Source organism: Candidatus Omnitrophota bacterium (assembly GCA_028716165.1).
GTDB lineage: Bacteria > Omnitrophota > Gorgyraeia > JABMRG01 > JABMRG01 > JAQUQI01.
This window is the reverse complement of sequence record JAQUQI010000002.1, coordinates 144,046-150,532: the sequence shown is the minus strand read 5'-3', so window position 1 is coordinate 150,532 and position 6,487 is coordinate 144,046. Positions and strand designations below refer to the sequence as shown.

Genomic DNA, 6,487 nt, shown 5'->3' with positions numbered 1-6,487 from the left:
ATCTGGTACTCGTCTCATTCCCAGATCCTTCGCGGCCGACTCTGTCCTCACCTTCCGCCGCTCTGGATGACACAGGGGTCACCCCAGATCCTTCGCGACCCTTTGTCATTCAGAGGAGCGCCGAAGGAAACACCTGTCATTTCGAGCATCCACCTTGTCATTCCGAGCGAAGCGAGGAATCTGGTACTCGTCTCATTCCCAGATCCTTCGCGGCCGACTCTGTCCTCACCTTCCGCCGCTCTGGATGACACAGGGGTCACCCCAGATCCTTCGCGACCCTTTGTCATTCAGAGGAGCGCCGAAGGCGCGACGAAGAATCTAGTACTCATTTCACCCCCAGATCCTTCGCTAACGACTCTTGCCTCGCCGGTTCCGCTCTGGATGACACATGGGTCACTCCCAGATCCTTCGCTAACGACTCTTGCCTCGCCGGTTCCGCTCTGGATGACAGGCAAAGAACGCCTGTCATTCCGAGCGAAGCGAGGAATCTAATACTGCCGCTCTGGATTACAAGTAATTGCACCTTGTATTTTCTAGTTAATTATGATAAAATAAGCCAACTTAGATTATACGCTTTCTGCAAGGTTTCTTAAAAAAGGAGGAGATATGCTCTTCGGTCTGTTTAAGAAAAAAGCGGTAAAGTCAAAAACAAATGCCGGCCAATCTCGCGGCGAACTTGTGGGAGAGATTAGCCACTATTTCGCGCATTGCAAGGCCGGGGTGATAAAGCTAAAGTCGCCTATCGCGCCGGGCGATACCATTGAGATAAAAGGCCACACCACAAACTTCAAACAGAAGATTGACTCGCTCCAGATCAATAATCAGCCCGTCCAGTCCGCCAAGGCGGGAGAGGAGGCGGGTTTTCTGGCAAAAAAGAGAGTGCGTTCAGGCGACAAGGTTTATAAAATATAAGACGTTTATTTCTACAGGATAAATATTATGGCCAAATACAGGGCCGGTTTTGCCGCCATTATCGGAAAGCCAAATTCAGGAAAATCCACCCTTATAAACGCCCTTGTAAACAAAAAGATAGCCATTGTTTCTGATAAACCCGAAACAACAAGGGACAATATAAGGGGCATAGTAACGGATACGGCCTCTCAAATCGTGTTTGTGGACACTCCGGGAATACACAGGCCGCATCTCTTGCTGGGTAAATTGATGGTGAACAAGGCCGCCAATTCCATGCTTGACGCCGACATCATAATATTTATGGTTGACGCGTCAACAGGGCTTACCGAGGCAGACGATATAATTGTTGACAAAATACGCGCATCCTCAAAGCCTGCTGTTGTTGCCATAAACAAGATTGATACCGTAAGCAAATCAAGGATATTACCGATAATAGACTCTCTCAAAGACAAATACCCTTTTAAGGAATTTATACCCATATCGGCGGCAACCTGCGAAAACTTAGGCCTTTTAAAAAATATTATTACCAATGCCCTGCCCGACGGAGCCAGGCTCTATGACGGCAATGAAATAACCGACAAAGACGATATCTTTATCGTTTCAGAAATAATAAGAGAAAAGGCCATATATCTTACGAAAGAAGAAGTGCCGCATTCAGTGGCGGTAGCAATTGAAAATTTTCAAAAAAATCCTGCCACGGGCGCGCTGGAGATAGATGCCGTTATTTATATTGAACGTGATTCGCAAAAGGGCATATTAATAGGCCAAAAAGGCTCCATGATAAAGCGCATATCAACTCTTAGCAGAAAAGAACTTGAAAAGCGCTTTGGCGAAAAGGTATCCTTGCAGGTAAACGTCAATGTCCTGGAAGGCTGGCGCAGGAGTGAGCGCGCCCTAAAAAAATTAGGCATTCATTAATATGAAAAAAGCGGACATCTATTCATTACTGGTAATACCGGAAACCGCCCAATACCTGCTGACCCTTGAAGAGGAAGCGGGCACGAGGCTTATACCGATTTGGATAGGGCCTTCCGAAGGCATGGCCGTTTCAGCGGCCCTGCGAAAGGAATATTTCCCTCGGCCTTTGACACATGACCTTATTTGCAATACGATACGGGAAATGAACGCCTCCCTCAAGAAAATAACCGTAACAGACCTTGTAGACGGAGTCTTTTACGCCAGCATGACGATAGGCCGGGGAAAAAAAGAATACGTCGTAGACGCCAGGCCAAGCGACGCTATAGCAATCGCCCTTCGCGCGCAGGCGCCGATCTTTATTGACGATAAAGTTTTTGAGAAATGCCCTGTTATTGATAAACCTATATCAACCGATGAGATGGAGGCGTTTAAAAAACGCCTTAAAACCCTCAAACCCGAAGATTTTTTCCAGGAAAAAACGAGTAATGGACGAATGGATTAAAAAGGCAAAATCATATTCATCCGCGAAACGGTTATTGTTCCTGGCCTCCGTTGCCGTCAACGCGGGATTCTTTCTTGCCATGATACGGACAGGCGCTTCAGCGGTATTGGCACGCGCCTGTTATGGGTTTTTTGCCGATAGTTATATGGCGGCCGTCATGTTTATCACTCTTACCGGATGCGCGCTCGCGGCAGTATCGGCGCCTTTTACCTGCGTTATACCTTATACGATAGAGCGCGGATACGGCCTGTCAAGACAGGCGTTTTTATCGTGGGTTGTTGACTGCGCTAAGAGCGCTTTATTAAGCGCCGCATTAATTATGGCAATGTTTACCGCGGTATATTTTTTGCTTATAAATTTTACGCTATTCTGGTGGCTTTACGCGGGAATTGTTTTTTTTCTTGTAAATATCTTTCTGGCCAGGGTTTTTCCCATGCTCATCATACCTTTATTCTATAAGCTTACGAAGGTATCAGACCCGGGCTTAAAAGATAAGCTGTCACAGCTTGCCCGCAAAGCGGGCATAAAAATACTTGATATTTACGTTATAGCTCTCGGCAAAAAAACATCCAAGGCCAATGCCGCCGTATGCGGTATGGGTACAACCAAAAGAATACTTCTTTCCGATACCATACTTGAGAAATATCCTGCCGACGAAATAGAGATGACCCTGGCCCACGAACTGGCCCATTACAAACTCAAACACATCTGGAAACTTAGCCTGGCAGGATTTCTCATGACGTTGACTTCGCTTTTTTTAATTGATATCATGCTCAATACCCTTATCCGGACTGGCGTCATACAGTATAAATACAGCCTTGAGGCTTTTCCGTATATGGCCTTATTTTTGACCCTGTTTAATTTTATGGCCATGCCCGTTGAAAACTTTATTACAAGGATATATGAAGCCCAAGCCGATAAAAATGCCATAGCGCTTACTAATAATCCCGGAGCTTTGCTCAAACTGATGGAGAGGCTCTCATCGCAAAACCTTTCAGACCCTTCCCCGTGCAGGTTTGAAAAAATATTTTTTTACAGCCATCCACCGGCGGCTGAACGTATCGCTGCCGCTAAAAATTACCAAGCGGTATAATTTTTGTTGCCTATGGATTTTTTTTGTGTTAGTATAATTAAAAACAGGAGGGAAGTGCAATGAAAAAAATGGTAATATGCGCGTTAACAGTAAGCCTTGTGTTAAGCGTAATGTTTATGCCCGCGACGGCACAAACAGATGACAAGGACAAGATAGAGACCGTGCACAATAACGCCCTGCTCGGTTGGACGGAAATACCAAAGGCCGTGGCAGCGGTTACCAAGGATTCGGACAACCCGTTTCTCGGACTTACGATAGGCCTGTGGAAAGGCGTGGTAAACGCTTTTGCCAGGACCGTGTCAGGCGTCGGAGATGCCGTAACACTTCACAATCCTGAATACAAGTCAGCCATAAAACCTTCTATGGTGGAAATACCTAATTGCAACGTAAGTAAATAACTTTTATATACATCAGTAAACTATGAAAAAGGGTTGTCTTTAGACAACCCTTTTTCATAGGATTATCCGTTTTCGCCGTGATCAAAAACCGGCCGGTGGCATTATGAGCGAAAAACCATTTGTTTCGGTAATAATCCCAATCAAAAATTTTGAAAGAACGGTAGGAAAAACCTTCCAATACCTGCTTAAGATAAATTATCCCCACGACCGTTGGGAGATAATCATCGCCGATGGAGGCTCAACAGACTCCACCCTTGATATCATAAAAAGCTGGCAGGCGAAATACCCTTTTATAAAAATAGTGAATGTCCCCGGGTCTCTGACGGCAGGCGCGTCAAGAAATGAAGCGATCAAACGCGCCGCGGGGGAATACATATTCTTTACGGACGGCGACTGCGCTCCATGCGAAGAATGGATAAATATCATACTAAGCAAGTTTGAAAAAGACCGGACAATCGGCGCGGTAGGCGGCGAGATATACACGCTAAGGGTTGACAAAGACAACCTGACGGAAGCCTATTGCGAACATTTTAAATTTAACATGGTATCTCCGCGTTATGGATTTATTAAAGAGGGGTATTTCCCGCCGCTTACAGACAAAAGCCCCACGCAGATAGCCGGCCACAGGGCGTATTTTTTTGTGACAGCCAACGTGGCATACCGAAGAAAGGCGCTGGATAGTGTTGGCGCCAGGTTCTGGCCGCATCCTACCGGTGAAGATATAGACATGTCACTGCAGATAGGACAACATGGCTGGAGGCTTTATTTTGCTCCCGAGGCAAAGGTAGAGCATATGCACAGGTCTGACCTTAACGCGTTGAGGAGGGTATGGTATACCTATGCCATGGCCCATCCGGCGCTAATAGACAAGCATAGCTGCCGCAAATTTGAACTGATATTCCAGTTTATCGGCCGCTACCCCAGGACACCGCTATTTCGCGTGCCTTTTTTTATAAAAGGATATATTTATATCGGGAGTTTTCATATGATGCACGTATCCGCGGCGGCTTTTATCATCGGCCTTGCGGCATCTATCGCCAACCCGGGCAATAATGGGCTTGTCATATTTACCTTTGCCATGGCTTTTTTTGCACTCTGGTCGGCATACAGGTTTTTCTACTGGTGCTTTTTTATGAAACCGGGGAAATGTTTCTTTGAATGGGCAAGGATGAGGTATCTGACAAACCTAAGCTTTGTGGCAGGCGGGCTTAAAGGTTTTAAAAAATATAAAGTATTATGCGTTGAGCCGAGTTTTTAGCCAATTTTTTATCTATACAGCGCGCGGCATGGAAGGGAAAATTAAAAAATGAAAGATGAGCTTAGCTTTTTTTTACGCACGGGCAGGCACGCGGCCAAGCGCTCGGGGGACTGCCTGCTTAAAGGCCTTGGCAAAAAACACGACATCAGATACAAAGGCAGAAAAAACCTTGTTACCGAAATGGATAAAAAAAGTGAGGCGCTGATCATCGCGTCCCTTCGCCGGAACTTTCCCTCCCACAGTATTCTTTCCGAGGAAACAGGGCATGCGGGCAAGGCCGGTTCTGAATACAGGTGGGTAATAGACCCTCTTGACGGCACTACCAATTACGCCCATAGCTTTTGTTTCTTCGCGGTATCCATAGCATTGATGAAAAATGATGATATCATAGCCGGCATTGTTTATGACCCTGTCAGGGACGAGATGTTTACCGCCATGAAGGGCAGAGGAGCATATCTAAATAAAAAAAGGATACACGTCTCCCGCGTTAAGGCCGTAAAAGAGTCTTTGCTTTCAACGGGATTTCCGTATAAGCTTGGAAAAGAAATGCGCGATAACATAGCATACTTTAAGTCATTTATGCTAAGGGCGCAGGCCATAAGGAGGCCGGGTTCGGCGTCTTTGGATTTATGCTATGTCGCCTCCGGCAGGTTTGACGGTTTTTGGGAAATGGAACTGCGCCCCTGGGATACTGCCGCAGGAGCGCTTATAGTCCAGGAGGCCGGCGGAAAAGTCACGGATTTTAACGGCAGGCGTTTTGACCCTTTCATGAAACGCGTCCTTGCCTCAAATAATAAGATACATTCGCAGATGCTTGCTGTTTTAGACAGGGGAAGGTAAGATGAAGGTATTGGGCATATCGGCAAGCCCGCGCGTAAACGGCAATTCGCACACTCTTCTTGACCGCGCCCTTTGCTCGGCGGGCCAGGCCGGAGCCAAAAGCGAAATGATATCCCTGTCCCGGCTTGAAATAAACCCCTGCCGCGGCGATGATTCCTGCCTTGCAGACGGCAGATGCCGCATAAAAGACGATATGCCCGCTCTTATTAAAAAAATTGACTCATGTGACAGGCTCATTATAGCCTCTCCGGTATATTTTGGCTCAATTACAGCACAGCTTAAAACAATGATAGACAGGTGCCAACAGGCCTGGGTCAAAAAATACCTATTAGGCAAAAAAGCCTGCCGGGATAGGCGCGGGGCATTTATATGCGTAAGTAAATATGAAAACAGGAATTTTTTCAGAAATTCCAAAGAAATTGTTGAGGTGCTTTTCAGGGTATTGGACATTAAACTTGCTCAAACGCTTTGGTGCTTTGGGCTTGAGGCCGGGGACAGCGCCGCTAACAATGAGGCATGCCTTCAAAAAGCGTATAAACTCGGCAGAAAGATAATAAACCTGTAAA

9 protein-coding genes are annotated in these 6,487 nt (G+C 46.3%); 8 read left to right on the top strand and 1 reads right to left on the bottom strand.

The genetic code is table 11. From position 1 onward, the window contains the following. Positions 1-325 precede the first annotated feature (325 nt). The gene (locus PHV77_02195) at positions 326-523 is read right to left on the bottom strand and encodes a hypothetical protein (protein MDD5504108.1); all 198 of its coding nucleotides are present in this window, start codon (positions 521-523) and stop codon (positions 326-328) included. 83 nt (positions 524-606) lie between these two features. On the opposite strand from PHV77_02195, the gene PHV77_02190 reads away from it, so the two are divergent. From PHV77_02190 to PHV77_02155, 8 genes are all read left to right on the top strand, one after another. Next, positions 607-912, top strand: a complete 306-nt coding sequence (locus PHV77_02190) for a translation elongation factor-like protein (protein ID MDD5504107.1) — start codon at positions 607-609, stop codon at positions 910-912. 27 nt (positions 913-939) lie between these two features. After that, entirely contained in the window at positions 940-1,830 is an 891-nt protein-coding gene (gene era / locus PHV77_02185) for a GTPase Era (protein ID MDD5504106.1), read from the top strand. Position 1,831: 1 nt separating this feature from the next. Next, positions 1,832-2,332 (top strand): bifunctional nuclease family protein, encoded by a 501-nt coding sequence (locus PHV77_02180; GenBank protein ID MDD5504105.1) that lies wholly within the window; start codon positions 1,832-1,834, stop codon positions 2,330-2,332. Then, a complete protein-coding gene (locus PHV77_02175) occupies positions 2,316-3,425 on the top strand; it encodes a M48 family metallopeptidase (protein MDD5504104.1) in 1,110 nt (369 codons plus the stop codon). The genes PHV77_02180 and PHV77_02175 overlap by 17 nt, the downstream gene beginning before the upstream one ends. A gap of 59 nt (positions 3,426-3,484) precedes the next feature. After that, positions 3,485-3,823 carry an exosortase system-associated protein, TIGR04073 family gene (locus PHV77_02170; GenBank protein ID MDD5504103.1) on the top strand — a complete coding sequence of 113 codons (339 nt, stop codon included), beginning with the start codon at positions 3,485-3,487 and terminating at the stop codon, positions 3,821-3,823. Positions 3,824-3,926: 103 nt separating this feature from the next. Beyond that, positions 3,927-5,081 (top strand): glycosyltransferase, encoded by a 1,155-nt coding sequence (locus PHV77_02165; GenBank protein MDD5504102.1) that lies wholly within the window; start codon positions 3,927-3,929, stop codon positions 5,079-5,081. Positions 5,082-5,129: 48 nt separating this feature from the next. Further along, the gene (locus PHV77_02160) at positions 5,130-5,921 is read left to right on the top strand and encodes an inositol monophosphatase family protein (GenBank protein ID MDD5504101.1); all 792 of its coding nucleotides are present in this window, start codon (positions 5,130-5,132) and stop codon (positions 5,919-5,921) included. Position 5,922: 1 nt separating this feature from the next. Further along, positions 5,923-6,486: a flavodoxin family protein gene (locus tag PHV77_02155; protein MDD5504100.1), complete on the top strand. Its 564-nt coding sequence runs from the start codon at positions 5,923-5,925 to the stop codon at positions 6,484-6,486. Position 6,487: the final 1 nt, after the last annotated feature.

Coding starts and splice junctions, on each gene's coding strand:
- PHV77_02160 (MDD5504101.1), top strand. CDS start 5,130: ATGAAAGATGAGCTTAGCTTTTTTTTACGCACGGGCAGGCACGCGGCC.
- era (MDD5504106.1), top strand. CDS start 940: ATGGCCAAATACAGGGCCGGTTTTGCCGCCATTATCGGAAAGCCAAAT.
- PHV77_02175 (MDD5504104.1), top strand. CDS start 2,316: ATGGACGAATGGATTAAAAAGGCAAAATCATATTCATCCGCGAAACGG.
- PHV77_02165 (MDD5504102.1), top strand. CDS start 3,927: ATGAGCGAAAAACCATTTGTTTCGGTAATAATCCCAATCAAAAATTTT.
- PHV77_02180 (MDD5504105.1), top strand. CDS start 1,832: ATGAAAAAAGCGGACATCTATTCATTACTGGTAATACCGGAAACCGCC.
- PHV77_02190 (MDD5504107.1), top strand. CDS start 607: ATGCTCTTCGGTCTGTTTAAGAAAAAAGCGGTAAAGTCAAAAACAAAT.
- PHV77_02170 (MDD5504103.1), top strand. CDS start 3,485: ATGAAAAAAATGGTAATATGCGCGTTAACAGTAAGCCTTGTGTTAAGC.
- PHV77_02155 (MDD5504100.1), top strand. CDS start 5,923: ATGAAGGTATTGGGCATATCGGCAAGCCCGCGCGTAAACGGCAATTCG.